This is a genomic window from Streptomyces sp. NPDC058691, assembly GCF_042714775.1.
Lineage (GTDB): Bacteria > Actinomycetota > Actinomycetes > Streptomycetales > Streptomycetaceae > Actinacidiphila.
The window spans coordinates 1-26,421 of sequence record NZ_JBHXSO010000080.1 but is presented as its reverse complement, the minus strand read 5'-3'; the positions used below and the strand labels follow the sequence as shown (position 1 = coordinate 26,421).

The window sequence follows — 26,421 nt, the reverse complement described above, 5'->3', positions numbered from 1 at the left end:
ACCGAGGTGTTCCCGCCCGGCCGGAAAGCCGATCAGATGCCCACGGGGGACATCTGCGCGTAGCCGTACTGCGGCTGGCCGAAGTGGTGCTGGCCGAACGCGGCCTGGTTGCCCTGGCCGAGCTGGCCGAGCTGACCGAGCTGGCCGAACTGGCCGAGCTGACCGAGCTGGCCCCACTGCTGGCCCTGCTGGCCCTGGCAGTTCTGCGCGAGAACGGCGTGCACGACGGGGGCGACCCGACGGGCACACTCGGTCACGACGGCGCTCCAGGCGTGCGGGGGGATCTGGCCCTGGGCCTGGATACCCATCGCGATCTGCGGGTCGACGCGCAGCTGCTCGACGACCGCGGACACGGCGGTGGCGGCGGAACGCAGCGCCACCTCCGTCACCAGGAGCGGCAGCTGCTGCTGACCCTGCCCGTTGCCGTACTGGCCGTACTGCTGGAACGCCCCGTGCTGCTGGCCCCAGGCCTGCTGGCCCAGGCCCTGCTGGGACGCCCACGGCTGCTGCTGGCCCCAGGCCTGCTGGCCGAACTGCTGGCCGTACGGCTGCTGCTGCCCGAACTGCTGGGGGGTGTAGACCGACATCAAACTCCTCCTTGGGAGATGTGTGCGAGAGGGAAAAGCGGCAGCGGAACGGACGTGGGTCAGGGCCGGTCCGCCGCCATGGGCAGCAAACCATTACGGGATGAAAACCGCTTCTTGTGACATACCGTCATATGCCCTCGGGTCCCCCGGGTGGTCCACTCACGCCCTTCGGGGTCATCCGTCCGGCCCACGCCGCCCAGCGGGGGATCGCGTCCCGGGCCGTCGGATCGCGGACGGTCACCGATCGCCGGGGCGCAGGCCCCGGGCCTGGAACGGGGGCGGAAGCGCGGAGGGACCGGCGAGTTCGGGGGAGGGCATCACTGCCCCGGCACGACCGAGGTGGGGGGCGGGTGCCGACCGGGACGGCCTGGTGGGACGGCCGCGCCAGGGGCGGCGGAGCACACGGAGTTCGACTTGCGGGTCGCGGGCCACGTGTTCTCTGAGCCGAACGGGGGACGCCCGCGGCGCGGGCCCTGACGCACGGGGTGTCTCCCCGGGCGAGCGCGGTTCGTGCGCGCCGGCAGTGGGGCTCCGGTGCCGTCGACTGTCGTCCTGGCACCGGAGCCCCGGGTGTTGCGGCGTGCTGCAGCTACTGATCTTGGGTCAGATGCTGAGTCCGCCGTCGACGGTCAGCAGTGCGCCCGTGATGAACGCGGCGTTCTCGCCTGCGAGAAAGACGACCGCCTTGGCGATGTCGTCGGTGGCGCCGAAGCGGCCGAGGGGCGTCATCGCCACCTGGGTGGCCGCGAACGGGCCGTCCGCGGGATTCATGTCCGTGTCGGTCGCCCCGGGCTGTACGACGTTGACGGTGATGCCCCGTGGGCCGAAGTCGCGCGCCCACCCGCGGGCGAGCTGGTCGATGGCCGCCTTGCTTGCCGCGTATTCGGCGACGCCGGGGGCGGGAATGCGGTGGGCGACGATACTCCCCACCAGGATGACGCGTCCCCCGTCGGGCAGATAGCGTGCCGCGGAATGCGTTGTGGCAATGGTCCCCATCACATTGGTGGCCATCATCTGCTGGATTCCTTCGAGATCTTCCAGCGTGCCGACCTCGCCCATGACGGCGACTCCTGCGGAGTTCACCAGCACGTCGATCCTGCCGCCCAATTGCTCGGCGGCCTGTTCGACGGCGGTGGCCGCTTCAGCGGGAACGGACTGGTCCGCCTGTACCGCGAATGCCTTCGCTCCCAGAGCGGCGAGTTCGGCGACGACCTCTTCCGCCTGTTCGCGCGACTTTCGGTAGGTGATGGCGACACTCGCCCCCTCGCGCGCCAGTCCACGGGCGATCTCGGCGCCGATACCCCGCGACCCTCCCGTCACGAGCGCGGTTCGTCCTGTCAATGCCTCGGACATGCCGATATCTCCTTGTGCTGTACAGCCGCTTTTCACGTACTCGGCTGACGCTAGAGATTGACGCTAGTGTCAGGGTCAAGCGCCAGGCTGGTGCGGCAGTCGGGATCGCGCGTGTCCGCGCTCATGAGGCGGAGATACTCGCCGATGGCACTGCGGTTGCGCGACAGCACCTCGATGCGTCGGTCGATGTTCTCGATGTGCTGTCGCAGCGCGGCAGCCTCTTCCTCGTCCAGCGCCTCGCAGGCGGCATGGGAATTGCATTCCTGGTGCCCAAGCCAGGGAAGCACGGTACGGACAAGGCGCGTGGGAAGTCCTGACTCGATGAGCTCGCGCATCTGCAGTACCACCCCCACCGCCGCTTTCCCGTACAGCCGGTACCCGTTGCTTCCGCGCCCGGATGTGAGCAGCCCTTGCTGTTCGTAATAGCGGAGCATGCGTGGGGTGACGCCTGCCTTTTCGGCAAGCTCGCCGATCGTCATCACGGTGGCGCCTCTTTCCGTTGTGCGGGCCGCGGAAAAAGCTAAACCTTTCCATTAGTGTGAAGGTCAAGCGGGCGAGGTGACGGCGAGGGCGCCTAGTGGTGCGCCTGGGAGCACGCCACGGCCGCCGGCGGAGGCCCGTGCCCGGTTATTCGGTCGCCTGTCCGAGAGATGCGCGAGGATAATGCGGCGTCCGGTCATCGTCCGGCCATCGTTCGAAGGAGCCCTTGTGATGAGCAGTCCGCGGCATGCCCACGCCGGCCTTGACGGCCTCGTGATGGGCGACGCCTTCGGCGACAGCTGGTTCACGCGCTCCGACGAAGCCGTTGAGGACCTGTGGGCCGCGCGGGAACTGCGTCCGATGCCGTGGTCGTGGACGGACGACTCCGCCATGGCCTTCGTCCTGTTCGCCCACCTGACAGCCCACGGCGAGGTCCGACCCGACGACCTGGCAAGGGAGTTCGCCGCCGAGTACGAGCGGGACCCGGCGCGCAAGTACGGTGCGTCCATGCACAGCGTCCTGCGCCGCATCGGCGCGGGCGAGGACTGGCGGGCCGTCACCACGGCGCAGTTCGGCGGGCAGGGTTCCCACGGGAACGGGGCCGCGATGCGGGTCGCCCCGCTGGGTGCCTGGTTCCGGGACGACCTGGCGGCCGCCGCCCGGCAGGCCCGGCTGTCCGCACTGACCACCCACGCCCACCCGGAGGCCGTCGCGGGCGCCGTGGCCGTGGCGGTGGCCGCCGGGCTGGCGGTCACCGGCGCGGACCGGGACGTCCCGCCGCGCTCCGGGTTCCTGCGCGAGATCGCCTCGCACGTACCGGACAGCGACGTGCGCTCCGGGCTGCTGGTCGCCGCGAGCTTTCCCGACCACACGTCGGTCCGCCACGCGGCGTCCGTCCTGGGCTCGGGAACGCTGATGTCGGCTCCGGACACGGTGCCGTTCGCCCTGTGGTCCGCGGCGAGGCACTTGGACGACCTGCCCGAGGCGCTGTGGCAGACGGTCGCCGGGTGGGGGGATCGCGACACCACGTGTGCCATCACCGGCGGTGTCGTGGCGTCCCGCACCGGCACGTCCGCCGTCCCGGCCGCGTGGCTCCAGGCCCGGGAACCCATCCCGGCGTGGAGCGGCTGGGCCGCCCCGGGTGCCGCGGTGTCGCACCGCCTCTGACGTCGGCGACGGAGCGGCCCGCAGCACGCACGGCCGCTACGGCACGGACGGCGCCGGCAGGTCCATGGCGCGAGCGAGGGCCGCGGTCACCGGCCTGGCGTGAAGGGGCAGGTGCTGCGCGGCCCAGTCGGCGACCAGCGCCAGGAAATCGGTGGGTCTTTCTCCGCTCCGGCGAGCAGGCGCCGCAGCTCGGTTACGGAGAGTTCGATCACGAGGCTGTCGTCCTGCCCGGCGTCGACGGTCAGCCGGACGGTGTCGCCGAGGCGCTCGGCGAGCGGCCAGAGGGCGAACCCGTCGGGCGCGGAGAGCTCCAGGACGGGCTGCATCACGATCACCCGAACAGGGTGCCGCAAGCCCGCTTTTGCGTGATGCGGCCGCAGCGCCGGCGCGAGGCGGGCCGGCAGATACGGACGGGGGAGCGCGTATCTGCCGGCCCGCGGTCACGGTACCGCTCAGGGTCGGCCGCCGTACGGGGGTCGGGCAAGTACGCCTGAATGAAGGCTACTTGTCGTCCCGACACCCCGTACGGGAGGGCCGTCAGCGCAGACCGAAGGCGCGGATCACCGACTGGGTGACGGTGTTTCCGGCCGAGTCGCGGGCGCTGGCCCGCAGGGAGACGAAGCCGGCGTGCCTGGGCGGCGCCACCGCGTAGCGGCCGTCGTGGGCACGGTCCGCCTTGTGCCATGTGCGCCCGTCGTCGTACGAGAACTCCACGGTGACGGGGGCGATGGCGCCCGCGCCCGCGGCACCCGGCAGGTGCGCGGCCGAGACGGCGACCTTGGCGTGCCGGTCGGCCCGGCCGTCCGGGTCCGTGGCGATGCCGTAGTCGAGCTGGATCAGCGGCAGGACCGCGGATTCGTCCCCGGTGGTGGCGGCGGAGGTGAAGCCCCACTCGGTGTGCGTGGTGGCGGAGTACGGGCTCACCGAGGCGTCCCGGCTTCCGTCCAGTACCAGCCGGTAGGGCAGGCGGCCGGCGCCGGGCGCGTCGGCCCCGACGGTGGTGTACGAACCCACCGCCAGGCGGGTGCTGCCCTGGTAGAGGGCGAGGGACTGCCGCATGCGGTCGTAGTCCATGGACATGCCGACGTGATCGGACCCGCCCCACGCGGGCACGTCGAGGTTGAGCCGGCTCCCGCTGCGGGTGGGCAGCTTGTAGTTGTTGTTGAGGTACGGCCGCTCGATCGGCTTGAACCACTCCTGGGTCTGCGTGCTGCCGGGCCGGTAGGTGGTGCGCGGCTCGATCTCGTAGATCAGGCCGTCGACGAACGTCTCCTGGCCCCAGGAGTAGCCGCTGCCGGTGGAGACCCAGTCGACGCGGTGGCTGTCCATGGCCTCCCGGACGGTCAGCCCGATGCCCCAGTTCGAGTACACGGGCCAGTCGTAGCGCCACTCGCCGCCGCCCAGCGACGGGGCGGGGTTGTCGAAGGTGACGTCGACGCGGGCCAGGTTCTTCGAGGAGCCCTTGACGACCAGGTCGCTCGGGACGTGGTTGTGCCACGTCCACATCAGGTCGTAGACGTAGGGGCTGTTGGGCTGGGAGTCCACGGTGAGCACGGTGCCTCGCCCGGCGGCCTGCCGCAGCAGCCGCTCGCCCTCGTCCGTGCTGAGCAGTGCGACGTCCAGGCCGGCGGACGTCTGCCAGTCGGGTCCGTAGCTGCGGATCTGGCGGCCGGGCTCGTTGTTGACGACGAGCAGCAGCTTGGCGCCGGCCTTGGCGGCCGCCGTCGCCTGCTCGGCGTCGCCGACGGAGTCGTCACGCCGTACGACCACCGCCTTGCCGTGCGCGTCGATCTTGGCCCAGTCGGCGGCCGCGCCGATCCCCGCCGCGACGAGCGGGAGCCGGTAGTGACCCTTGGCCAACGGGGTGACGTCGTCCTGCCGCAGGACGTCGGTGAAGGCGCCGCTGGGAGTGGAGACGGCGAGAACGGGCTGTTCCTTGCGCCAGCGGGCGCCGAGGTAGAAGTCGCCGTGCTCGACGTCGTGGGTGGTGGGCTGGGCCCAGAGGCTGTCGTAGCTGGTCTGGGTCTCCATGTAGTCGCGCCAAGTGCCGCCGCCCATCGCGCGGTTGTACTCCAGGCGCTGGTAGGTCGTCTCGGTCGAGCGCGGTGTCGTCATGTCGACCCGGCGGAGCTTGCGCGCGTCCATCGTGACGGTGCGGTCCTGGTCCATGACGACCTCGGGATCGCCCAGCAGTGCCATGCCCATCGAGTGGGGGCCGTGCACGCCCTCCACGTCCTTGAAGGACAGCACCGAGTACACGTCGTCGGGCAAGAACATCTCCAGCCTGCCGGACCCGTCGACGACCCAGAACTCGGGCCCGAACTCACCGGACCTGAGCAGTTCGACGACGCCCGACATGGGGTTGCCGTGGCCGTCCTTGAGGAGCACGGTCAGCTTGTGCGCCACGTCGCCGAGGGACACCGCGGTGTGTGTGGCGACGGCCCCGGACGCGTCGGTCGCGACGACCTGGCCCGACCAGCGGTTGTTGCCCGTGGCCTTGGACGCGTCGATGGTGAGCGTCACCGCGGCGGTCCCGTGCGCCGGGACGACGACCTGGGAGGCCGACAGCCGGAACAGGCCCGAGGGGGCGTTCGGCGCCTGCACCGACAGGCCGAGCGCGACGGCGGAGCCTCCGGTGTTGGTGTACGTCACCGTGCGCTGCACCGCGCTCGTGCCGCCCTGCGCCACCTGCCCGGCGAACGCGGTCGCCGAGGCGAAGACGCCCGCGCGCAGCGCCGCGGGTACGTCGACGCGGCCGCTGCCGGCCTGGAAGGCGTCGTACTGCGGGGTCTGCTTGGAACTGCTGACCAGGAGGTCCTTCAGCTGGGCGCCGGTGAGGCCGGGCCGCGCGGCGGCGAGCAGGGCCGCGGCTCCCGCGACGTGCGGGGTGGCCATCGAGGTGCCGCTCATCGTCTGGTAGCTGCCCTCGCCCTCAGGGGCGTACTGCGAGCGCGCGGCGAGCACGTCCACGCCGGGGGCGGTGATCTCCGGCTTGAGGCCGCCGTCGCCGACGCGCGGGCCCTGGCTGGAGAAGATCGCGACGTCGTCGGCGGAGTCCACGGCGCCCACGGTCAGCGCGGCGTCCGCGGCGCCGGGCGCGCCGATCGTGTTCGGTGCCCCGGAGTTGCCGGCGGCGATGACGAACAGCGCGCCGGTCTGGGCGCTCAGGCGGTTCACCGCCTCGCTCATCGGGTCCGTGCCGTCCGACGGAGCACTGTTGCCCAGGCTCATGCTGATGACGTCGGCGTGCTGGTCGACGGCGGCCCACTCCATGCCGGCCAGTACCCAGGAGTCCTGGCCCTCGCCCGTGTCGGACAGCACCTTGCCGATGTGGAGCGACGCCCCGGGGGCGACACCCCGCTCCTTGCCGTCGGAGGCGGCACCGGTGCCGGCGATGGTGGACGCCACGTGGGTGCCGTGGCCGTTGCGGTCGGTGACGTCCTCGTCGGGGACGAAGCTGTCGGTGGCGGCTATGCGCCCGCCGAAGTCGGGGTGTCCGGCGTCGATGCCGGTGTCCAGGACGGCGACGTCCACACCCTGCCCGGTGTTACCGTCCGACCAGGCGGTGGGCGCGCCGATCTGGGCGGTGGTGTCGGCGAGGTCGGCCTTCACGACGCCGTCGAGCCAGATGCGGGCGATGCCGGCACCGAAGGCGGGCGCGCCGCTCCCGGCCGCTGTCCTCGACCCGCTCGCCGGGGCAGCGGTGACAGCCCGCCAGAAGTCGGCCGACCGGTCACGGTCCTCGGTGAGGGCGGCGCCCCGCACGCTGCTCAGGTCCCTGACCCGGGCCGCGCCGGCCGGCGCGGTGGCGCGCAGTCCCGCGGCGGAGCTGGTGTAGGAGACGATCAGCGGCAGCCGGTCGCGGTGGGCGTCGTCGTAGCCGTCGGCTACCAGGTCGCTGATGTTGAACAGGCGCCGGTCGAGCGTGCCGGCCGCCACGTAGGGCAGCGCGGCGGTGGGGAAGACGTACAGGTCCCCGCCGGACTCCATCACGTGCGCCTCGGCGGGCCCACCCGCCGCGGCGCGCACGTCGACCGTGCCGCCCTTGCCGTTGGCGGAGGCCTGACGAGTCGTCACCACGTCGCCGGTGATCAGTGTGACGGAGTGGGTACCGGGCGGCACGTCGTTCGGTGCCGGGGCGGTGGTGGAGGTGGGGGATTCGGAGGCATCGGGGGACGCGGTGGCGGGATGCGCCAGGGACAGAACGGCGGCGCCGGCGACGGCGAGCACGCTCCAGCGTCTGGATGATGATCTCAAGGGGGCGTTCCTTGCGGTTCTTCCAGGGGGGCCGGTAGCCCCGCCGGCATGTCGAGACCACCCGGGTGGGGAGGCATCGCATCCTGGCGCGAAAACCCGGCGGGGGACGGGCCCTTGCTGCGTGATCTTTCCCACGCACACAGGGGCGTCGAACGGGTTTACGGCTGCCGAACCCCCGTGGAAATGCGGGAACGCGGGGCGAGAGCGCCACAACCCCGCCCCGGCGTTGCCGGCTTCCGCGATCTGCGGGGTCAACCTTGACGCGCCTCCGCGGCGGCCCGGAACTTCCAGGCCGAGGTGTGGCTGTACCTGCCGGCGCAGGAGGCAGGGGAGGACGCCGGTCGTCCCGCCTGGCTGGAGGAGGCACTCCGTGACTGGCTGCCGCAGGCCACCGTCGGCTTCACGGGCTGCGTCTCCGCGTTCCTGGACGAGCATCTGGTCACCGGCGTGGAACGTGTATCCGTCGTGCTCGCGCTGTCGGCGCGGGCCCGGGGCCGGCTGCCGGCTGGACACCCGCGATCCCCAGGGACGTCGCGAACTCCTTCGGCACCGGCGGCGAGGGTTCCGTGTTCACCGGCGATCTCCCCGTCGGCCCGGTGCCGGCCTGCGCCGACGCGTTCATCGCCCTCCTGCGCGGCGAACTGCGCTCCGACCCGGCGTCGACGTGGGCCCACTGACCCGGCGCGGCCCGCGCAGCTTCCTCACGCGCGGTCGCGGGCCAGCAGCTCGCGGAGCGCCTTCACGACCTCCCCCGGGGCCTCCTCGGCCATGAAGTGGCCGCAGTCGACCGCCAGATGACGCAGATCCGCTGCCCAGGCACCCCACAGGGCGGCTGCGTCGAAGCCCAGGACCGCGCCCCAGTCCTGCTGGAGCACGGTCACCGGCATCTCCAGCCGGCGACCCGCCTCGCGGTCGGCCCGGTCGTGCGCGACGTCGATCCCGGCCGAGGCGCGGTAGTCCGCGACGATGGAGGGGACGGCCGTGCGCGACGCGGTGAGGTAGGCGGCGCGGACGTCCTCGGGGATCGCGTGCGGGTCACGGGCCCACAGGTCGAGGAAGTGCCCGAAGAACGCGTCCGGAGCGGCGCCGATCATCTGCTCGGGCAGTCCGGGCGGCTGGGCCATGAGGTAGAGATGGAAACCGACGGCCGCACTCGTGCCGCGCATCACGTCCCACATGTCGAGGGTGGGCAGCACGTCCAGCGAGGCGAGGTGGGTGACGGCCTCCGGGTGGTCGAGGCCCGCGCGGAACGCGACGAGCGCCCCGCGGTCGTGTCCGGCCAGGGCGAAGCGCTCGTGTCCCAGCGCGCGGGCGACGGCGACGACGTCGGCGGCCATCGTGCGCTTGGAGTACGCCGTGCCCGCCGCGTTCTCCGCGGGCTTGCCGCTGGCGCCGTAGCCGCGCAGGTCCGGGCAGATGACCGTGTGATCGGCGGCGAGGTCGACGGCCACATGCCGCCACATCAGGTGGGTCTGCGGGAAGCCGTGCAGCAGCACGACCGGCGTGCCCGACCCGCCGACGGCGACGTTGAGCGCGACATCGTCGGCGGCGGGGACGGTCCGGTAGTCGAAGCCGGGGATGACCGGTGGCATGGGAAGTTCCTTCGGGCTGGTGGGGCGTGGTGACGACCAAGAGCCTGCCGGGCGCGGATCAGCACCTGGTCAGCACGAGGCCAGGCCCTGGGTGCCTCCCGTCCGGCGCGTACCGTGGCGGCAGGACGTGCGGAGAGGTGGCGATGGAACGGGTCGCGTTCGGCGTGCTGGGACCTGTGGTCGCGGAGAGCGGTGCCGGCCCCCTCGCCCTGAAGGGGCCGCGGCACCGGGCCGTGCTGGCCCGCCTGATCGTCGCCCGCCGGCGTGTCGTCCCGGTCGCCCGTCTCGTCGAGGACCTGTGGGCGGACCCGCCGCCCGGTGCCGTGGGAGCCGTCCAGACGTTCGTCGGTGCGCTGCGGCGTGCCCTGGAGCCGGACCGCCCGCGGCGTGCCCCCTCCCGTCTGCTGGTCACCGACGGTCCGGGGTACGCGCTGCGCCCGGAGCCCGACGCCGTGGACGCCTGGCGTTTCGAGGCGGCCGTCGCCGCGGCGGCCGGTCTGCCGGCGGAGCGCGCGCTGCCCCGGCTGGAGGACGCCCTCGGGCTGTGGCGTGGCCCCGCCTACGCCGAGTTCGCCGACGAGCACTGGGCCCGGGCGGAGTGTTCCCGCCTCGGCGAGCTGCGGCTGCAGGCGGAGGAGCGGCGGGCCGGCGCGCTGCTGGCCCTCGGCCGGGCCGCGGAGGCCGTGCCCGGGCTGGAGGTGCTGCTGTCCGGCCACCCCCTGCGCGAGGAGGCGCGCCGGCTGTTGGCACTCGCCCTGTACCGGCAGGGCCGGCAGGGCGACGCCCTGGCGGCCCTGCGCGAAGCCAGGTCCGTTCTCACCGACCGTCTGGGCGTCGACCCGGGTCCGGCACTGCGGCGCCTGGAGGCCGACGTCCTCGCCCACGCGCCCGGCCTCGACCTGCCCGCCGAGCCGGCCGCCGCGGCGGCCCGGCTGTGGACGCGGGCCGCGGCCGCCTACGACCGCACCGTCGCCACCGGCGCCCGGGCCCGGCTGGAGGCGACCGTGGGCCTGATCAGAAACCTCGCGGTCACCGGGGGCGGCGGCCTGGAGGAGGCGCAGCGACACCGCCTGGAGGCCGTCACGGCGGCCGAGGAGTTCGGCGACCCGGAACTGACCGCCCGCGTCATCGGCGCGTACGACGTCCCCGCGATCTGGACCCGCAGCGACGACCCCGAACTCGCCCGGCGCATCGTCGCCGCGGCTGAGCGGGCACTCGCGGCACTGCCTGCCTCTGCCTCCGGCGGCTCCCAGGACGCGGCGCGCTGCCGCCTGCTGGCCACGATCGCCCTGGAGACGCGCGGCATCCGCTCCCCGCGCGGCCCGGAGGCCGCCCGGGAGGCGGAGGTAATCGCGCGCCGCCTGGACGATCCCGCGCTCCTGGCGTTCGCGCTCAACGCCGGTTTCATGCAGTCCTGCACGCGCGCCGGCCTGGCACCGCGGCGTGACGCGATCGGCGCCGAACTCGTCGGACTCGCAGCCCGGCACGGCCTGGTGACCTACGAAGTGCTCGGCCACCTCATCCGCCTCCAGGCCCGCTCTGCCCTCGCCGACTTCGCGGCGGCCGACCGGCACGCCGCAGCCACGGACGCGCTCGCCGAACGCCACGAACTGCCGTTGGCCGGCGTCTTCACCCAGTGGTACCGGGCGATGCGGCTCGCCGCCCACGGTCGCCCCGACCAGGCCGCGACCGCGTACCGTGCCGCCGCCGCGCGCCTGCACGGCGCGGGCATGCCGGGCCTCGAACGCGGCCTGCTCCCGCTCGCGCTCCTGTCCCTGCGGCTGACCCCCGAGCAGCCGCTGTCCACCGCTCCGGTCGCCATCGACCCCGGCCTCGACTGGGGCCCGTTCCGCCCCTGGACCGAGCCCTTCGCCCTGCTCGCGGACGGCCGCCCCACGGCCGCCCGCGAGGCCCTCCACGCCCTCCCCGAACCGCCGCCCGACCTGCTGTACGAGGTGTGCTGCGTCCTGGAGGCCCACGCCGCCCTCCGCCTCGGCGACCGCGCCGCCCTCCAGCGCGCCCACGACCGCCTCCTCCCCGCTGCCGGCGAACTCGCCTCCGGCGGCGGCCTCTTCACTCTCGGCCCGGTCTCCGGCCACCTCGGCCGCATGGCCGACGCGCTGCGTGCGCCGATCAGGCGCGGGGGATGAGGTCCTGCGGGCCGTAGCGGGCAGCCGCCTCCCCGGTGACCAGGGCCCAGTAGCGGTCGCCGAACGACCAATGCCACCACTCCGTCGGGTAGTTCACCAGGCCCGCATCCGCCAGCGCCTCACCCGGCATCCGGCGGTTGGCCCGCGCCCGCTCGCCGATGCCGGCGGCGTCCGTGTAGCACGCGCCCTCGCTCTCCTCCGGATCGGCGTTCATCCGCGTGCCCAGGTCCAGTTCGCGCCCGTCGGCGTCGGCCAGGGTCAGGTCGACCGCCGCGCCGGCGCTGTGCGGAGCGATCTCGGGCGGCGACACATACCGGCTCGCGGCCGAGTGAAGCTGCGCATCGGACCATTCGGCGTGGGCAGAGCGCAGCCGGCCCGCGTACTCCTCGAAGTACTCCCGCTGAAGGGAGGGGGGCCGGTACCCCTCCACGAACAGCAGTCGCACCCCTCGCGGAAGCGACGCCTGAGCCTTGAGCAACCGCGCCAGCACACCCTCCCGCAGGTGGGCGAAGGCTTCCGCGGGATCCTGCTTGCGCGTGTCGACCAGCAAGGAGCCACCGCGGCGTACGTCCACGAGAGGTTCGCCGCATTCGGCAACGGGTATCGCGGCGACCTTCGGATCCGACATCAGGACGATCTCATTCATGACGGGATCATCCCGCCACAGCCGCCCGGCGGGGGGACCGGCCCTCTAGCCGAACTTGAGCTCGCGCAAGTTGGTCTTGGCGAGTTCCACGATCTCGTCGGCGCGGCCCGACAGGATCGTGCGGGTGGCGAAGAGGGTGAAGCCCTTGAGCTGTTCGAGGGTGATCTTCGGGGGCATGGACAGCTCGTGGCGGGCTGTGCGCGCGTCGATCACGGCGGGGCCGTCGTGGGCGAAGGCCGCGGTCAGGGCGTCGCCGAGCTGGTCGGCGCGGTCGACGCGGGCGCCGAAGAGGCCCGCCGCGCGGGCGACGTCGGCGAGGTTGACGTCGTCCAGCCCGGTGCCGTAGTTGACGAATCCGGCGGCCTTCATCTCCAGTTCCACGAAGGCGAGGGCGCTGTTGTTGAAGACGACGGCCTTCACCGGCAGGTGGAGCTGACGCAGGGTGATCAGCTCGCCGAGGAGCATCGTCAGGCCGCCGTCGCCGCAGAGGGCGACGACCTGGCGGCCGGGGTGGGACGCCTGGATGCCGATCGCGTGCGGAAGGGCGTTGGCCATGGAGCCGTGGTTGAAGGAGCCGATGAGCCGGCGCTGCCCGTTCATCGTCAGGTAGCGGGCCGCCCAGACCGTGGGGGTGCCGACGTCCGCCGTGAAGACCGCGTCCGGGTTCGCGATCCGGTCGACGGCGGCGGCGACGTGCTGCGGGTGCATGGGCCCGTCCGACGAGCCGCCCTCGGCCAGGTGGCCGAGGTGGGCGCGTACTCCCCGGTAGTGACCGGTCATCCGGTCGGCGAAGGAGCGGTCGCTCTTGGGCCGGAGCAGCGGCAGCAGCGCGGCGGCGGTGTCCTTGACGGTGCCGACGAGCGGAACGTCCACCTCGGTGCGCCGCCCGATGTGCTCGCCGCGCACGTCGACCTGGACGACCGGCACGTCGCGGGACGGGTAGAACTGCCGGTACGGGAAGTCGGTGCCGAGCATGAGCAGCGCGTCGCAGTGCTCCATGGCGCGGTAGCCGGAGCTGTAGCCGATGAGGCCGGTCAGCCCGACGTCGTAGGGGTTGTCGTACCCGAGGTACTCCTTGCCGCGCAGTGAGTGCACCATGGGCGCCTTGAGGGCGTCGGCCAGAGCCACCGCCTCGTCGTGGGCGTCGCGGCAGCCCGCGCCGCCCAGGATCGCCGGCCGTTCCGCCGCGTTGAGCAGTTCGGCGGCGCGCGTCAGGGCCTCGTCGTCGGGCCGTACGTGCGAGTGCGTGCCGGTCACCGGGCGCGGGGCGCCGGACGACGGGCTCTCGGCGAGGAAGACCTCACCGGGTACGACGAGGACCGCGACGCCGTCGCGCTCCAGAGCCGTGCGCATCGCGATGCGCAGCAGCCGGGGCACCTGCTCCGGCGTGGAGGCCATCTCGCAGTAGACGCTGCACTCGCGGAACAGATCCTGCGGATGGGTCTCCTGGAAGTACTCGCCGCCGATCTCGACGCGGGGGATCTGCGCGGCGATCGCCAGCACCGGGACGCGGCTGCGCTGCGCGTCGAACAGGCCGTTGATCAGGTGCAGATTGCCCGGGCCGCAGCTTCCGGCCGCGACCGCGAGCCGGCCGGTCACCCCCGCCTCGCCGGCGGCGGCGAACGCGGCGGCCTCCTCGTGCCGCACGTGGGCCCAGTCGACGGCGTCGTTGCGGCGCAGTGCGTCGGTGAAGCCGTTGAGGGAGTCCCCCGGCAGGCCGTAGACGCGCCGTACCCCGGAGGCCGCCAGGGTGGCGACCATGACGTCCGCGACGGTGGTACCCATGCCGGTCCTCCTGGGGTCGGCGGACGTCGGTTCGCCCGCGGGACACCGGGACATTCTGTGCCATGTCGGATCATGTGAAGGTATGCGACACGGCGCGGGGCCCTTCAGCCCGTGAGCCGGCGCGCCAGGTACTCCGCCGTCCGGCTCCCGGGCGTCCGCGCCACCTCCGCCGGCCGTCCGGCCGCGACGACGCGGCCGCCCGCGTCACCGCCACCGGGGCCCAGGTCGACCACCCAGTCGGCGCCGGCGACCACGCCCATCTCGTGCTCGACCACGAACACGGAGTGGCCCGCGTCGACGAGCCCGTGCAACTGCCCCATCAGCAGCTCCACATCTGCCGGGTGCAACCCCGTCGTGGGCTCGTCCAGCAGGTACACCGTGTGGCCGCGGCGACCGCGCTGCAGCTCCGAGGCGAGCTTGATGCGCTGCGCCTCGCCGCCCGACAGCTCGGTCGCGGGCTGCCCCAGCCGCAGGTAGCCCAGGCCGACCTCGCGCAGGGTGCGCAGGCTGCGCACCACCGCGGGGACGTCGGCGAAGAAGTCCGCCGCGGCGTCGACGGTCATGCCCAGGACCTCGGCGACGTTCCGTTCCCGGTATCGGACGCCCAGCGTCTCCTCGTTGTAGCGGTCGCCGTGGCAGACCGGGCAGGGCGCGTACGTGCCGGGCAGGAAGAGCAATTCCACGGCGACGAAGCCCTCGCCCTGGCAGGTCTCGCAGCGCCCGCCGGCGACGTTGAACGAGAAGCGGCCCGCCTTCCAGCCGCGCCGCCGTGCGTCCTCGGTGGCCGCGAAGAGCTTGCGCACGGCGTCGAACAGCCCGGTGTAGGTGGCCAGGTTGGAGCGCGGGGTACGGCCGATCGGCTTCTGGTCGACCCGCACCAGGCGGTTCACGGCTTCCAGCCCGTGGGCCGTGACGCCGGTCAGGGGATCGGCGGGGCTGTCCTGCGGCTCGTCACTCTCGTCCCCGGCGCTGTCGCCGACATCGTCCGCGCTGCCGCCGTCCGGGCCCAGATGCTCCGTCAGCACCCCCGCGAGCACGCCGACCAGCGTCGATTTGCCCGAACCCGAGACCCCCGTGATCGCCGTGAACACCCCGAGGGGCAGTTCGACGTCCAGGCCGCGCAGATTGTGCCGTGTGACGCCGCCCAGGCGCAGCCAGGCCGAGGGCTCGCGCGGCGTGCGCCCGGCCGCCGGGTCGGGCCCGGAGGCGAACAGGAAGCGGCGGGTGGCGGAGTCCCCGACGGACGCCAGCGCGTCCACCGGACCGCTGTGCAGGACCCGGCCGCCGTGCTCGCCGGCCCGCGGACCGACGTCGACGATCCAGTCCGCCCGGCGCACCACGTCCATGTCGTGCTCGACGACGTACACGGTGTTCCCCGCCTCGCGCAGCCGCACCAGAACCGTCAGCAGCGCCTCGGTGTCCACCGGGTGCAGCCCGGCCGACGGCTCGTCCAGGACGTACACGACCCCGAACAGTCCCGACCTCAACTGCGTCGCCAGACGCAGCCGTTGCAGCTCGCCGGGGGACAGCGTCGGGGTCGTGCGGTCCAGGCTCAGGTAGCCGAGCCCCAGCTCCGTGATCACCTCCACCCGTGCCACGAGATCGGCGGACAGGGTCGTGGCGATCTGCCGCTCGGGACCTTCGGGGAGGTCGTCCACGCGGCCCAGTGCCGCGGGCCGCAGCACCTCGGCGAGACCCGCCAGCGGCAGCGCGTTGAGTTCGGCGATGCTCCGTCCGGCGAAGGTGACGGCCAGCGACTCCGGGCGCAGCCGGCTGCCCCCGCAGGACGGGCAGACCGAGCTCTCCAGGAAACGTTCCGCGCGGGCCCGCAGCGTCTGGCTCTTGGAGTCGGCGAACGTGTGCATCACGTACCGCCGGGCGCTCTGGAACGTGCCCTGGTACGGGCGCTGGATGCGGCCCGCCTCCCGCACCGGATGCACCGTCACCACGGGCTGCTCGTCGGTGAACAGGATCCAGTCCCGGTCCGCGCGCGGCAGATCGCGCCACGGCCGGTCCACGTCGTGGCCCAGGGTGCGCGTCACGTCCAGCAGGTTCTTGCCGTGCCAGGCGCCCGGCCAGGCGGCGATCGCGCCCTCCCGGATGCTCAGCGACGGGTCCGGCACCATCAGTTCCTCGGTGGCCCGGTGCACCCGGCCCAGACCGTGGCAGACCGGGCAGGCGCCCGCAGCCGTGTTGGGAGAGAAGGCGTCGGAGTCCACCCTCGGCGCGCCCTCGGGATAGCGGCCGGCGCGGGAGAAGAGCATCCGCAGCGTGTTCGACAGCGTGGTCACGGTCCCGACGTAGGACCGCGAGGTCGCCGACCCGCGCCGCTGCTCCAGCGCCACGGCCGGCGGCAGCCCCCGGATCTCGTCGACCGCCGGGGTGCCCACCTGGTGGATCAGCCGCCGGGCGTACGGGGCGACCGACTCGAAGTAGCGGCGCTGCGCCTCCGCGTAGATCGTGCCGAAGGCCAGCGAGGACTTGCCCGATCCGGATACCCCGGTGAAGACGGCCAGGACGTCGCGCGGGATGTCCACGTCGACGTTCCGCAGGTTGTGCTCACGGGCGCCGCGTACACGGATGTACGGGTCGTGGGCCGTGCTGTTCATGCCCCTCCGGGGATCGTCGTCCTGCCACGTATCGCGGCTCGCGCCCCATCAGTGTGCGCGCACGGCTTTCCCTCCGCAGACCGGCCCCGGCAGGGCCGCCGCGCGCCCCCGCGCGCGGTCGCGCGGGGCGCGATCCTCACGTCATATGGAGGGGGCCGACGTTTCGGCCGCGATGCGGGGGTACGCGTCGTCCTGGGGGCGGCGGTACGGGGCCGCCCGCGCGGGTCCGTCAGTGAGCGAGGGAGTGGTGGTATGGCCAGCCGGCAGTCCGAGGGAACGGTCTTCGAGCGGGACCGGGACCTGCCCATCCCCGTGGCGGCGGAGGCGGGGTGGGACGCGACGGACGTACGGGCGGTCGACACGATCCGCGTGCTCGCCGCGGACGCCGTGCAGAAGGTGGGCAACGGCCACCCCGGCACGGCCATGAGCCTGGCCCCGCTGGCCTACCTGCTCTTCCAGCGGGTGATGCGGCACGACCCGGCCGACGACCAGTGGCTCGGCCGGGACCGGTTCGTCCTGTCGTGCGGGCACTCCAGCCTGACCCTGTACATCCAGCTGTACCTGTCCGGCTACGGGCTGGAGCTCTCCGACCTGGAGGCGTACCGGACCTGGGGTTCGGCGACCCCCGGCCACCCGGAGCACCGGCACACCCGGGGCGTGGAGATCACCACGGGCCCCCTGGGCCAGGGCCTGGCCAGCGCCGTCGGCATGGCGATGGGCGCCCGTCGCGAGCGCGGACTGCTGGACCCGGACGCGGCCCCGGGCAGCAGCCCGTTCGACCACCACGTGTACGTGATCGCGTCGGACGGCGACATCATGGAGGGCGTCACCTCCGAGGCCAGCTCGCTCGCGGGGCATCAGCGGCTGGGCAACCTGGTGGTGTTCTACGACTCCAACCGGATCTCCATCGAGGACGACACCAACGTCTCCTTCAGCGAGGACGTGGCCGCCCGCTACGCGGCGTACGGATGGCATGTGCAGACCGTCGACTGGATCCGCACCGGCGAGTACGTCGAGGACGTCGACGCGCTGCTCGCGGCCGTCGGCGCGGCGCAGCAGGAGACCGACCGCCCGTCACTGATCGTGCTGCGCACCGTCATCGGCTGGCCCGCGCCCACCAAGCAGGGCACGGGCAAGGCGCACGGATCGGCCCTGGGCGACGAGGAGGTCGCGGCCACCAAGAAGGTCCTGGGCTTCGACCCGGGGCGGGACTTCGTGGTCGAGGACGCCGTCCTGGAGCGCGCCCGGGCCGTCCGGGACCGTGGCCGCGAGGAGCACGCGCGGTGGGAGAAGGGCTTCGCCGCGTGGCGCGCTGCCAACCCGGACAACGACCGCCTGCTGAGCCGGCTGCGGGACCAGGAGTTCCCGAAGGGATGGGCGGACGCCATCCCGGAGTTCCCGGCCGACGAGAAGGGCATGGCCACCCGCAAGGCGTCCGGGAAGGTCCTCACCGCGCTCGCCGGGGTGCTGCCCGAGCTGTGGGGCGGTTCGGCCGACCTCGCCGGGAGCAACAACACCACCATGGAGGGCGAGCCGTCGTTCCTGCCCCCCGAGCACCAGACCGACATGTGGAAGGGCGGGCCCTACGGCCGCACGCTGCACTTCGGCATCCGCGAGCACGCCATGGGCTCGATCCTCAACGGCATCGCCCTGCAGAGCCTCACCCGCCCCTACGGCGGCACGTTCCTGACCTTCAGCGACTACATGCGCCCGGCCGTTCGCCTGGCGGCGCTGATGAAACTGCCCACGATCTACGTGTGGACCCACGACTCCATCGGCCTGGGCGAGGACGGTCCCACGCACCAGCCCGTCGAGCACCTGGCGGCGCTGCGCGCGATCCCCGGTCTCGACGTGGTGCGGCCCGCCGACGCCAACGAGACCGCCGTGTGCTGGCAGACCGTCCTGGAGCACAGGGACCGGCCCGCCGCCCTGATCCTCACCCGGCAGAACCTCCCCGTCCTGGACCGTGGGCCCGACGGGGGATTCGCCCCCGCCCGCGACGCCGCCAGGGGCGGCTACGTCCTGGCCGACCGGGGACCCGGTGCGGAACCGGACGTCATCCTGGTGGCCACCGGCTCGGAGGTGCAGATCGCCCTGGAGGCGTGCGGTCTGCTCGCCGCCGAGGGCCGCACCGTGCGGGTGGTGTCGATGCCCTGCCGGGAGTGGTTCGCCGCCCAGGACCAGGCGTACCAGGACGAGGTCCTGCCGCCGGCCGTCCGGGCGCGGGTGAGCGTCGAGGCGGCGGTCGGCCAGGGCTGGCGCGAGATCGTCGGCGACGCGGGGCGCATCGTGAGCCTGGAGCACTTCGGGGCCTCGGCCGACTACAAGCGGATCTACCAGGAGTTCGGGATCACGCCCGAAGCGGTCGCGGAGGCCGCGCGGCGCAGCGCCGACGACACCGGTCGTCCCCCGCGGCCCGGTGGTGTCCAGCACACTTCGGCGCCGGCCGGGGGCGGAACGGCGGACGGCGGCTGACACCCGGGCCGTGGCCCTGGCCCGCCACGATGCTCGCCCAGCCGGCGCCGTCATACGGTCCGGAGACCGCACACCGGCCGGGCGGGCTCTGCCAGCCTACGTCGGCGCTGGTGGGGACGGCGTGTCGCGATCGGCCCCGGCCGCTCGGCGGCCTCAGCGCCGGGCGGCCTCAGCGCAGTCGATGCAGTGCCGGACGAGGGGCAGGGCCAGGACGCGTTCCCGGTCGATCGGCCGCCCGCAGGAGACGCACGTCCCGTAGCCGCCGTCGTCGAGGCGGCCCAGTGCCTCGTCGGCAAGGCGCAGCTCCTCGCGGGCGTGCCGCGCGCGGTCGGCGATCCCCTGGGACCGCGTCGTCCGCTCCGCCTCGTCGGCCGCGTCGAGGACGCAGTCGTCGGCCGGCCCCGCGTGGTCGCTCGCGGCATCCGCGAGAGCGGCCCGGGCGGCGCCCTCCGTCGCGGTCAGCGCCTCGCGAAGGCGCTCCCGGTCCTCGGCGGTCACCGCCCGCGGACCGGATCCTCGCCGTTCTCCTGGTGGGGCCATGGGCGTCTCCGTCCTCGTCTCCGCGGGCCGGCCGGTCAGGGCAGGTAGGACAGCAGGGTGCGGGCCGCCGGGCTGACCCGGTCCTCCTTCGGCAGGGCGGCCGAGACCTCCCACTGGTGGTCCTCGGCGCCCACCAGGTCGAGGGTGCACAGACCCGACGCGTGCTCCTTGCGGGCTATGGGCAGCGGCACGACGGCGATGCCGAGCCCGTGGTGCACCAGGTCGATGAGGCTGTGCACGTCGTTGACCTCCAGGGCGACCCGGCGGTGCACGCGGTTGGCCGCGAACGCCCGGTCGCTCAGGCCGCGCGCCCCCCAGTCGGGGTGGAAGTCCACGAACACCTCGCCGCCCAGCTCGTCCCAGTCCACCTTGCCCGCTCCGGCCAGCGGATGGTCCGGATGGCAGAGCACCACCATGGGCGCCCGCGTCAGGGGCTGGAGGCGGACCCCCTCCGGGGCCTCCCCGCACAGCGCGGTGAACGCCACGTCGAGCCGGCCCGTGGTGATGTCCTGGACCAGCGCCGCCGACCCGGCCTGTCGCAGCCGGATCTCCACACCGGGGTGCCGGGAGCGGAAGCGGGCGAGCAGGGCGGGCAGGTCCACTCCGGCGACGCACTGCTCGGTCCCGATGGTGAGGACGCCTCGCATGAGGCCCTGCACCGCGTCCACCGCCTCCTTGGCGGCGCGCACGCTGGACAGGGCCCGGGAGGCCTCGGCGAGCAGCGCCTCGCCCGCGGCGGTCAGCTCCACACTGCGGGTGCTGCGCACGAACAGCGGCGCGCCCAGTTCCTGCTCCAGGGCGCGTACCGAGGCGGACAGCCCCGACTGGGAGATCATCAGCCGTTCGGCGGCGCGGGTGAAGTGGTGTTCCTCCGCCACCGCGACGAAGTGCTCCAGATGCCGTAGTTCCATGATTCAGAAGCGTAACTCCTGAATGTGTTCGCTTTCTCCTGTTGGACGTGTGGGCCGGGATGGGGTCAGGCTGTGAGGCGTGCCGGCCCGGCCGCGGAACACCTCCGGTCGTGCCGGCACGACCAGCCGGGCAGACCCGCTGGGACGCTCGTCCAGAAAGGCCACGGACTCATGCAGACTCGCCGCATCGGTGACATCGAGGTCAGCGCGATCGGCCTGGGCGGGATGCCCATGTCGATCGAGGGGCGGCCGGACGAGGCACGGTCCATCGACACCATCCACGCTGCGCTCGACGCGGGCGTGACGCTGATCGACACCGCGGACGCCTACCACCTCCACGCCGACGAGGTCGGCCACAACGAATCGCTCATCGCCAAGGCCCTCGCCTCGCACGAGCGCGGCTCCGAAGTGCTGGTCGCCACCAAGGGCGGCCACCTGCGCCCCGGTGACGGCAGCTGGACGCTGGACGGTTCGCCCGCGCACATCAAGCAGGCGTGCGAGGACTCCCTGCGCCGCCTGGGCGTCGAGGCGATCGGGCTGTACCAGTTCCACCGCCCCGACCCGAAGACGCCCTACGCCGACTCGGTCGGCGCGGTGCGCGACCTGCTCGACGAGGGCAAGATCCGCATGGCCGGCATCTCCAACGCGAACCCCGAGCAGATCCGGCTGGCGAACGAGATCCTCGGCGGCCGTCTGGTCTCCGTGCAGAACCAGTTCTCCCCGGCCTTCCGCTCCAGCGAGCCGGAGCTGCGGCTGTGCGACGAGCTCGGGATCGCGTTCCTGCCCTGGAGCCCGCTCGGCGGCATCTCCCAGGCCCGTGAACTGGGCTCCGCCTACGCGCGGTTCGCCGAGGTCGCCGAGGCGCACGGCGTCAGCCCGCAGCGCGTGTGCCTGGCCTGGATGCTCGCCAAGTCCCCGGTCGTCGTCCCGATCCCGGGGTCCAGCCGGCCGGAGACCATCCGCGACTCGGTGGCCGCCGCCGAAGTCGTGCTGACAGCTGAGGAGTTCTCCGCCCTCGACGCGGCCTGACACCGCGCCCGAGGGGGGCCGGGGGCGGGGGAACCGGGGACGGGACGGCGGTCGGCGTGAGCGCCCTCCCGTCCCCGGCGTTCGTCATCAGGCGTTGGGGTCGAACGGGATCCCGGCCGGCAGGGCCTTGGCCAGGTGCGCGTTGAAGTTGCCGTCCTTCAGGCCGAAGACGGCGCTGCCGAAGTCGTACGCGCTGAGCTTGTCGCGCAGGCCCGCGGGGTAGCCGTTCCAGCCGACGAGGGTCGGGTACTGCCAGGTGTGGTAGTGGTTCTCGGGCGGCTCGTCGTTGGTGTTGGCGAGCCGGAAGCAGTGGGTGCCGACGCCGTCCTTGTGGTAGACGACCTTGGGGTGCGTGCCGTCCCAGCGGACCTGGTCGGCGCTGTAGACATTGAAGTTGCCGTGCGCGGAAGTGGCCACGTACCGCGCCTGGTTGTTCTGCACCCAGACGACGACGTGCTCCCAGTCGTTGCGGTGGCCGCCGAGGCTGATGCCGGGGATGGCCTGGTCCTTCTCGAAGTAGAGACCGTAGATGATCGCGCACCAGCCGTTGTTGCACTTGTAGCGCGAGTAGCCGTTGGTGTTGTCCAGGTCCGAGGCGTCGCGGCAGTTGCCGTTGAGGGCGCCGGTCGGGTTGAGACCCGGGTTGACGACCCCGTCGCGGCCGATGGCGGGCGAGGAGTAGCAGCCGTCGGTGTCGTAGTCGAAGGCAGGCTCGAAGCCCTGCTCGAAGCTGTCCGCGTTGGCGGGGAGGGCGGGGGGCGGGGCGGCGAAAGCCACGCCCGGCAGGGCGAGTACCAGCGCGGCGGCGCCGCCGAAGACGACGGAGAGTCTGCGGATCCGGGGGCTTTTCTTCACTGCGTCCTCCTGGTCGGCCGCGGCGGGGGGAGCGCGGCCTGATTGACATGCCCGGATCAGCTTTGTCGAACCGCGTTGACGCGTCGAGCGTTGCCAGGTGTCACCGTGATGAAGGGTCAGCCAATAGCCGGGACGCCCGCCGTGACCTGGCATCAGTCATCCGGCGACCACGGCTGTGTCACCGTACGGAACGCCCGCGCCGAAGGCGGGACGGCCACGGCAGGTACTCACTAGGCTGCGGCGGCCGGATGCCGTGGGGGCGTTCGCGCGGGAGGGGGAGTCATGAAGTACGCAGTGTCCGCAGCCCTGTTGCTGCTACTGGTGACCGGGTGCGGGGGCAGTGGGGCATCCGGAGCGGCGGACGCGCCGTCCTCCGGCGCGTCGCGGACGGGTGACGGCGCGCCGGACAGCGGAGTGTCCAAGGCCCCGCAGAAGGACGGGAATCCGGTCGACAGCGCGGCGTTCTGCGCGTTCCTGAAGGACGTGGAGCCGGACGTCAAGGGCGTCGGGTCGGACGTCGGCGCGCAGGCGCAGCTGGCCATCGCCCTGGCCGGCTGGGTCGGCGAGCACCCCGACCAGAAGCCGCGGACGGGCTCGGACCTCGACGACGCGGCACAGCAGGGCTGCCCGGAGCTCCGGGAGACGATCGTGGCCGCCACCGGTTCCGGCAGCTTCCAGGAGGCGCTCGGCTGACGCCGTCACAGGTGACCGCGGGGCCCTCCGGGCGGAGGCCCCGCGGTCACCTTTCGGTGCTGCGTGTCCTGTTCGGCATCGGCGCGCGGAGCGTCAACTGCTCTGGATCGGCGCGCCGTCGGCGGGCCGGCAGGACGTGCACTGCCGGCCGTGCGGGGGAGCCGGCGCGGGCCCGATCCCGTAGCCCGAACGGGAAGCGCCCGCGGTCACAGCAGGCCGAGCGCCCGGTCCGCCGCCTTGCGGAGGACGGCGGCGCTGAGGATCAGCCCCTCGCGCTCCTCGTCGTCCATGGCGGGCTCGAACGCCTCGCGCACGCCTTCGGCGCCCAGCACCGCCGCCAGCGAGAGCGTCGTCCCGTACGCGGCGGAGTGCGCGGCGACGGGGAGGACCGCGCCCTCGTCGCGCAGCACCGCCTCGACGAGGCGGGCGGAGACGGCGCCGATGCCGTACTGGCTGGCGCCCGTGCCCTCGATGATGGTGATGTTCGCGTACCGGATGGCGTCCTCGATCCGCGGACGTGCCTCCGCCACCGACGAGCCGGACCGCCGCAGCATCTCCGCGACGGGGATCCCGCCGGCCGTGGCCGAGGACCACAGCAGCACCTCCGAGGTGCCGTGCTCGCCGACGACCATCGCCTGCACGTCGCCGGGCTTCACCCGCAGCAGGTCGGCCAGGTGGACGCGGAAGCGGAGACTGTCGATGAGCGTGCCGGTGGAGAAGACGCGGTCGTGCCCGGCGAGCTGCCGCGTCACCTCGGCAAGAGGTTCGGGCGGGTCGGTGACGACCATGAGGACCGCTTCCGGCGCCACCGCCACGACCTGGGGCACGACGTCGGCGAACACCTTGGTGTTGGTGTCCAGCAGCCGCAACCGCCCCTCGGGGTCGGAGCGGTCGGTCGCACCGCCGCCGCGCTCGTTGACGCCTGCCGTGATCGCGACGAGGGCGGCGCCGGACAGGTCCGCGTAGCCGCCCGCGCGCACCCGCACGGTGGGGGACAGCGGGGCGGCGTAGCGCAGATCGGCGGCGACGCCGTCCGCCCGCTTGGTGTCGCGGTCGATCAGGACGATCTCGCGGCACATGCCGCCCCGCTCGACCAGGCAGAGCGCGGTGGCGGCTCCCACGGAGCCCGCTCCGACGACGCCGACCTTCATGGGGACCAGTCCTTAGCCTGTGTGATGTCAGCGGATCCACGTCCAGGATCATCGCGGCGACCGGCCCGCGCATCCGCTGGCGGACCACGACGGCGTCGCCGCGCCGGCCGGAACGCGACCGGAACCGCCGCCCGGCGCGTAGGCCGGGCGGCGGTGCCGTGGTCGCGATCGTGGCCGCTCGTCAGCCGCGCGTGTCCAGGACGACGCGGAAGCGGGCGCGGCCGGACATCATGTGCGCGAAGGCCTTCGGCGCTTCCGACAGGGGCATGACCTCGTTCATCGAGCGGATCTCCTGGCGCACGGCGAAGCGCAGGTTGTCCTCGTTCTCGATCGACGAGCCGGTCAGGCTGCCGGTGACGGTGCGGGTGCCGAAGATCATCGCGACCGGGTCGACCGGGACCGGCTCGTTGCCCGCGCCCACGATGATCAGGCGACCGCGCGGCGCCAGCCCGCCGACCAGCGGGCCCATGGCGGCACCGTTGGCCGCGGTGGTGATGATCGCCGCGGCTCCGCCGAGCGCCTGCAGGGCCTGGGCCGGGTCCGTGGCGAGGCTGTCGATGTAGTGCTCCGCGCCCAGCTCCGCCGCCAGCGGCGCCTTCTCCGTGCCGCGGGCGATGGCGGCCACCCGGTAGCCGAGGCTGCGTGCGTACTGCAGGCCGAGGTGGCCGAGGCCGCCGATGCCCTGCACCGCGACCAGCTCACCCGGCCGGGCTCCGGTCTGCTGGAGCGCCTTGAAGACGGTCAGGCCGGCGCACAGCAGCGGAGCGGCGTCGAGGGAGGACAGGCCGTCCGGGATGCGTACGAGGCCGCTCGCGCGGGCGTACGCGACCTCGGCGTAGCCGCCGTCCGTCGTCGTCCCGGTCGTCGGCTGGGCGGCGCAGTTGACGAAGTCGCCCCGGCGGCAGGAGTCGCACGTGTGGCAGGGACCGCTGAGGAAGCCGACGCCGACCCGGTCGCCGACCTGCCAGGAGGTCACGCCGGCACCGAGGGCGTCGATCACACCGACGACCTCGTGGCCCGGGACGATCGGCACCGAGGGATCCGGCCGCAGCGCCCCCACGGCGGCGAGGCTGTCGGAGTGGCAGACGCCGCAGGCCTCCACGCGCAGGCGCACCCGGCCGGGCAGCGGATCGGTCAACTCCCGCTCGACGAGGGCGAAGTCGCCGGATCCGGACACCTGGACGGCTCGATACACGGACATGTTCTTCCTTACGGGTGGTGAAAGGGGTGAGGGGGGACGAGGGGCGGTGCGAGGGGTGCGGTCGATCACCGCTGCCGCCTCCTCCAGGAACGTCGTATGTAAGCGCCATTTGGCGACTGACGCTTACGACGCTAACACCCCGAACGTGGCGAAGTAAAGGTCTATATGACTTAGACCATGTCGCCGAGCGGATGGGCAGGGATGAGGGAAGCGCGACCGCGGCGCGGCCCGCCGAGCGGTGCGCGTGATTGCGCTACAGGAGCCGGGTCGAACCCGGGGCCGGACCGGAGGGGCGGTCAGTGACCGCTGTCGCCCGCGGGGGCTGACGTGCCGGTGCGGGCCCGGTACGCGGCGACATTGGCGCGATTGCCGCAGATCTCGTACGAGTGCCAGCGGCGCGTGCGGCTGCGGCTGGTGTCGTAGAACACCTCGCGGCAGATCTCGTTGGCGCACAGGCGCAGCCGTGTCCATGTGCCCGCGCCGACGAGTTCGGCGACGGCCAGGGTGATCCGGCCGACCACGGGGTCGCCCGAGGTCTGCCGCATGGCGACGGCGCCGGGGGTGGAGAAGTCCTGCTGGAAGGTGACGGAGGACACGCGTCCGGAGAAGGCCGCCCAGTCGCCCGCGGAATCGTCGGGATCGTGGTCCTCGGCCAGCGCGAGCAGGTCGTCGCGTACGGCGCGGACCAGTTCCACCCGCCGCGGCGAGGGCGCGTCGTCCTCCTGCCCGAAGGGGCGCAGCACGGTCGCGGCCGTCCCGGGTGTGTCGAGCTTGTCCGGCATGCCCGCATAGGGGCGCGAGTTCAGCAGGTCGACCAGCGCGGCGGCGGTCTCGGGCACGGAGTCTTCCCGAGTGGCGGCGCGCGGCGTCCTGGCAGGCATGACGTCACTGTACACCGACATGGTCATTCCGGGCGAAGCCCTTACTGGCTCGATGTGAC

The 26,421-nt window shown here is 73.1% G+C and carries 20 protein-coding genes; 5 read left to right on the top strand and 15 right to left on the bottom strand.

Translation table 11 applies throughout. The annotated features are described in order from the left end of the window. Window positions 1-32: 32 nt before the first annotated feature. From ACFWVC_RS35315 to ACFWVC_RS35305, 3 genes are all read right to left on the bottom strand, one after another. Window positions 33-587 (bottom strand): hypothetical protein, encoded by a 555-nt coding sequence (locus tag ACFWVC_RS35315; RefSeq protein ID WP_384297103.1) that lies wholly within the window; start codon window positions 585-587, stop codon window positions 33-35. A 603-nt stretch (window positions 588-1,190) separates the two neighbouring features. Further along, complete coding sequence (locus ACFWVC_RS35310; protein ID WP_384297099.1) at window positions 1,191-1,940, bottom strand: SDR family NAD(P)-dependent oxidoreductase; 750 nt, start codon at window positions 1,938-1,940, stop codon at window positions 1,191-1,193. Window positions 1,941-1,990: 50 nt separating this feature from the next. Then, on the bottom strand, window positions 1,991-2,419 hold the full coding sequence (locus tag ACFWVC_RS35305) for a MerR family DNA-binding transcriptional regulator (protein ID WP_384297095.1): 429 nt from the start codon (window positions 2,417-2,419) through the stop codon (window positions 1,991-1,993). Window positions 2,420-2,651: 232 nt separating this feature from the next. Here ACFWVC_RS35305 and ACFWVC_RS35300 point away from each other — a divergent pair, with 232 nt between their 5' ends. Then, window positions 2,652-3,587: an ADP-ribosylglycohydrolase family protein gene (locus ACFWVC_RS35300; protein WP_384297092.1), complete on the top strand. Its 936-nt coding sequence runs from the start codon at window positions 2,652-2,654 to the stop codon at window positions 3,585-3,587. 86 nt (window positions 3,588-3,673) lie between these two features. Here ACFWVC_RS35300 and ACFWVC_RS35295 read toward each other — a convergent pair whose 3' ends face one another. The 3 genes from ACFWVC_RS35295 to ACFWVC_RS35285 all read right to left on the bottom strand — a co-directional run bounded on the left by ACFWVC_RS35295 (window position 3,674) and on the right by ACFWVC_RS35285 (window position 9,436). After that, window positions 3,674-3,922: a hypothetical protein gene (locus tag ACFWVC_RS35295; RefSeq protein ID WP_384297090.1), complete on the bottom strand. Its 249-nt coding sequence runs from the start codon at window positions 3,920-3,922 to the stop codon at window positions 3,674-3,676. Between the two features lie 202 nt (window positions 3,923-4,124). Next, entirely contained in the window at window positions 4,125-7,844 is a 3,720-nt protein-coding gene (locus ACFWVC_RS35290; protein WP_384297087.1) for a S8 family serine peptidase, read from the bottom strand. Between the two features lie 701 nt (window positions 7,845-8,545). Then, window positions 8,546-9,436 (bottom strand): alpha/beta fold hydrolase, encoded by an 891-nt coding sequence (locus tag ACFWVC_RS35285; RefSeq protein ID WP_384297084.1) that lies wholly within the window; start codon window positions 9,434-9,436, stop codon window positions 8,546-8,548. A gap of 143 nt (window positions 9,437-9,579) precedes the next feature. Here ACFWVC_RS35285 and ACFWVC_RS35280 point away from each other — a divergent pair, with 143 nt between their 5' ends. Then, window positions 9,580-11,586: a BTAD domain-containing putative transcriptional regulator gene (locus tag ACFWVC_RS35280; RefSeq protein ID WP_384297080.1), complete on the top strand. Its 2,007-nt coding sequence runs from the start codon at window positions 9,580-9,582 to the stop codon at window positions 11,584-11,586. On the opposite strand, the gene ACFWVC_RS35275 is transcribed toward ACFWVC_RS35280, so the two are convergent. The 3 genes from ACFWVC_RS35275 to ACFWVC_RS35265 all read right to left on the bottom strand — a co-directional run bounded on the left by ACFWVC_RS35275 (window position 11,570) and on the right by ACFWVC_RS35265 (window position 16,626). Beyond that, on the bottom strand, window positions 11,570-12,232 hold the full coding sequence (locus tag ACFWVC_RS35275; protein ID WP_384297077.1) for a M15 family metallopeptidase: 663 nt from the start codon (window positions 12,230-12,232) through the stop codon (window positions 11,570-11,572). The two genes, ACFWVC_RS35280 and ACFWVC_RS35275, sit on opposite strands and share 17 nt — an antisense overlap. Window positions 12,233-12,277: 45 nt before the next feature. Further along, entirely contained in the window at window positions 12,278-14,017 is a 1,740-nt protein-coding gene (gene poxB / locus ACFWVC_RS35270) for a ubiquinone-dependent pyruvate dehydrogenase (RefSeq protein WP_384297073.1), read from the bottom strand. 104 nt (window positions 14,018-14,121) lie between these two features. Next, window positions 14,122-16,626: an ABC transporter gene (locus ACFWVC_RS35265; protein ID WP_384297069.1), complete on the bottom strand. Its 2,505-nt coding sequence runs from the start codon at window positions 16,624-16,626 to the stop codon at window positions 14,122-14,124. Window positions 16,627-16,878: 252 nt separating this feature from the next. Between ACFWVC_RS35265 and tkt the strand changes: the two genes are divergently transcribed. Continuing rightward, on the top strand, window positions 16,879-19,101 hold the full coding sequence (tkt, locus tag ACFWVC_RS35260) for a transketolase (protein ID WP_384297065.1): 2,223 nt from the start codon (window positions 16,879-16,881) through the stop codon (window positions 19,099-19,101). 153 nt (window positions 19,102-19,254) lie between these two features. On the opposite strand, the gene ACFWVC_RS35255 is transcribed toward tkt, so the two are convergent. Together ACFWVC_RS35255 and ACFWVC_RS35250 are read right to left on the bottom strand one after the other, a co-directional pair. Continuing rightward, window positions 19,255-19,599 (bottom strand): TraR/DksA family transcriptional regulator, encoded by a 345-nt coding sequence (locus tag ACFWVC_RS35255; protein WP_384297060.1) that lies wholly within the window; start codon window positions 19,597-19,599, stop codon window positions 19,255-19,257. Window positions 19,600-19,676: 77 nt separating this feature from the next. Beyond that, window positions 19,677-20,552: a LysR family transcriptional regulator gene (locus ACFWVC_RS35250; protein WP_384297057.1), complete on the bottom strand. Its 876-nt coding sequence runs from the start codon at window positions 20,550-20,552 to the stop codon at window positions 19,677-19,679. A gap of 171 nt (window positions 20,553-20,723) precedes the next feature. Here ACFWVC_RS35250 and ACFWVC_RS35245 point away from each other — a divergent pair, with 171 nt between their 5' ends. Then, entirely contained in the window at window positions 20,724-21,581 is an 858-nt protein-coding gene (locus ACFWVC_RS35245; protein ID WP_384297053.1) for an aldo/keto reductase, read from the top strand. An 87-nt stretch (window positions 21,582-21,668) separates the two neighbouring features. Here the strand turns inward: ACFWVC_RS35245 and ACFWVC_RS35240 are convergent, their stop codons facing one another. Beyond that, window positions 21,669-22,436 carry an NPP1 family protein gene (locus tag ACFWVC_RS35240; protein ID WP_384297049.1) on the bottom strand — a complete coding sequence of 256 codons (768 nt, stop codon included), beginning with the start codon at window positions 22,434-22,436 and terminating at the stop codon, window positions 21,669-21,671. Window positions 22,437-22,718: 282 nt separating this feature from the next. Between ACFWVC_RS35240 and ACFWVC_RS35235 the strand changes: the two genes are divergently transcribed. Then, on the top strand, window positions 22,719-23,129 hold the full coding sequence (locus tag ACFWVC_RS35235; RefSeq protein WP_384297045.1) for a hypothetical protein: 411 nt from the start codon (window positions 22,719-22,721) through the stop codon (window positions 23,127-23,129). A 206-nt stretch (window positions 23,130-23,335) separates the two neighbouring features. Here ACFWVC_RS35235 and ACFWVC_RS35230 read toward each other — a convergent pair whose 3' ends face one another. The 3 genes from ACFWVC_RS35230 to ACFWVC_RS35220 form a co-directional block, all read right to left on the bottom strand. Beyond that, complete coding sequence (locus tag ACFWVC_RS35230) at window positions 23,336-24,280, bottom strand: hypothetical protein (protein WP_384297041.1); 945 nt, start codon at window positions 24,278-24,280, stop codon at window positions 23,336-23,338. Between the two features lie 181 nt (window positions 24,281-24,461). Continuing rightward, a complete protein-coding gene (locus ACFWVC_RS35225) occupies window positions 24,462-25,481 on the bottom strand; it encodes an alcohol dehydrogenase catalytic domain-containing protein (RefSeq protein ID WP_384297039.1) in 1,020 nt (339 codons plus the stop codon). Window positions 25,482-25,777: 296 nt separating this feature from the next. After that, window positions 25,778-26,362: a CGNR zinc finger domain-containing protein gene (locus ACFWVC_RS35220; RefSeq protein WP_384297035.1), complete on the bottom strand. Its 585-nt coding sequence runs from the start codon at window positions 26,360-26,362 to the stop codon at window positions 25,778-25,780. Window positions 26,363-26,421 lie beyond the last annotated feature (59 nt).